This window comes from Acinetobacter sp. P1(2025), from assembly GCF_051390655.1.
Taxonomy (GTDB): domain Bacteria; phylum Pseudomonadota; class Gammaproteobacteria; order Pseudomonadales; family Moraxellaceae; genus Acinetobacter; species Acinetobacter junii.
The window spans coordinates 1-1481 of record NZ_JBPKBJ010000149.1; the positions used below are offsets into that span (position 1 = coordinate 1).

Consider the following 1481-nt stretch of genomic DNA (forward strand, 5'->3'; position numbering starts at 1 on the left):
AGAAGAAATTATTTAGACCAATGATCAAAAACTTCATTGATGACTTTATTCTCGATAAAAATCATCTGCTACCACAGAGAGTCTATAAATAATAGTGCGTAAGTCCTATAATATGTTGTTTATCTTGGCCTTGATAACTTAAACCAAGAATTCCAGTCATTTTTCCTCTTTCCGCAACTGTATAATTTGAACTAATAGCATTGACAGCAGCGGGTAAAGATTTCTTATGAATTCGGTATGCACTGGTTAAATTATCTTTTGTAAAAACACTTATTTTCCATGAGCCATATTTATTCTGAATGGAATTGGATTGATTAATGATGCCAGTAAATATAATTTGATCATTTTGGGGATCTACTAAAAAAAAGTTCCGATTTTTGAAAGTAAGTGTAAGTCCTTTATCAATAAATTGATTGGGTATTAGAAAGTCTCGGACTTCAAACTGCTTGGTATTATCTTTAAAGATAACGGATTTAGGATTATATTCGGTTATGTAATGTGGTTTTTTCAATAAACGATTACGTAAAGTATCTTCTGTACTTGAAATATTTAAATCAAGATGAAGTGCTTGAATCACTGATCCTAAAACTAAACGGGATTTTAAAATTTCAATTTCAGACTGAGCGGGTGATTTTTGATCAATTGTTTGTGACAAGCTACCCAATAAAGCAGCTGAAGCCCCTTTACTGTCTTCCACTTGGACTAAAGCATCAACTGAATAGGTATCAGGTGTTGCACGAAGGTACAAAAGTGCACACACAAGACTAAGAATGATAAATAAAGCAATTAATTTCCATTGAGCAATAAAAGAGAAAAAAAGCTCTTTCAAGTCAATTGTGTCTTCAGTATTGGTATTTTGGCTCATAATCTTAATCTAAAAGTTAAATATAATTTTTCCAATCAGTGACACACTGTTGAATAAGCTGACATGTCTCATCGAAAAAGGCCTGATCATGCTGATATGGGTCTGGCACATTTTTATTTTGCCAATGGCCTAAGCGGAAAACTTTTCCTTTAGCAAAAGGCCAAGTTTGTTCAATATGAGCTTGCTGATTTTTGCTCATCACCAGAATTAGATCTGCTTTTTTTAAATGTTCAGCATTTAATTTCTTAGCGATATGCCCACTCATATCAATACTTAAATGTTGCATACATAATTGTGCTTTGTCATCGGCAGGGTGACCTGAAAGTCCAGAAATACCAGCTGATTCTATTGATAGATGAGGATAATCCTGTTTTAGTAGATATTCTGCCATAGGACTACGACAAATATTTCCAATACAAACAACTAAAATATTTCTTATCTCCATTTATAGTTGTCCTAAACGGTCAAAGCTAGTGACAGCATTAGAAAATGGAACAATTTGATTAGGGTGTGTTGACATTTACAGCCGATAAATTGAGCTAAAGAGGCAACCATATAAATATACAAGCTAAAGCAACAGCGCTTTGATAGTTACGTTTTAGCTTATCGTATCTTG

The 1481-nt window shown here is 33.3% G+C and carries 1 protein-coding gene and 1 pseudogene; both read right to left on the reverse strand.

Annotated features, from left to right (window positions below):
- Positions 1-109: 109 nt before the first annotated feature.
- Positions 110-865 (reverse strand): annotated as a pseudogene (locus ACSC97_RS18090) (Wzz/FepE/Etk N-terminal domain-containing protein); the annotation flags it as partial.
- Positions 866-881: 16 nt separating this feature from the next.
- Entirely contained in the window at positions 882-1310 is a 429-nt protein-coding gene (locus tag ACSC97_RS18095; RefSeq protein WP_436662331.1) for a low molecular weight protein-tyrosine-phosphatase, read from the reverse strand.
- Between the last annotated feature and the right edge of the window lie 171 nt (positions 1311-1481).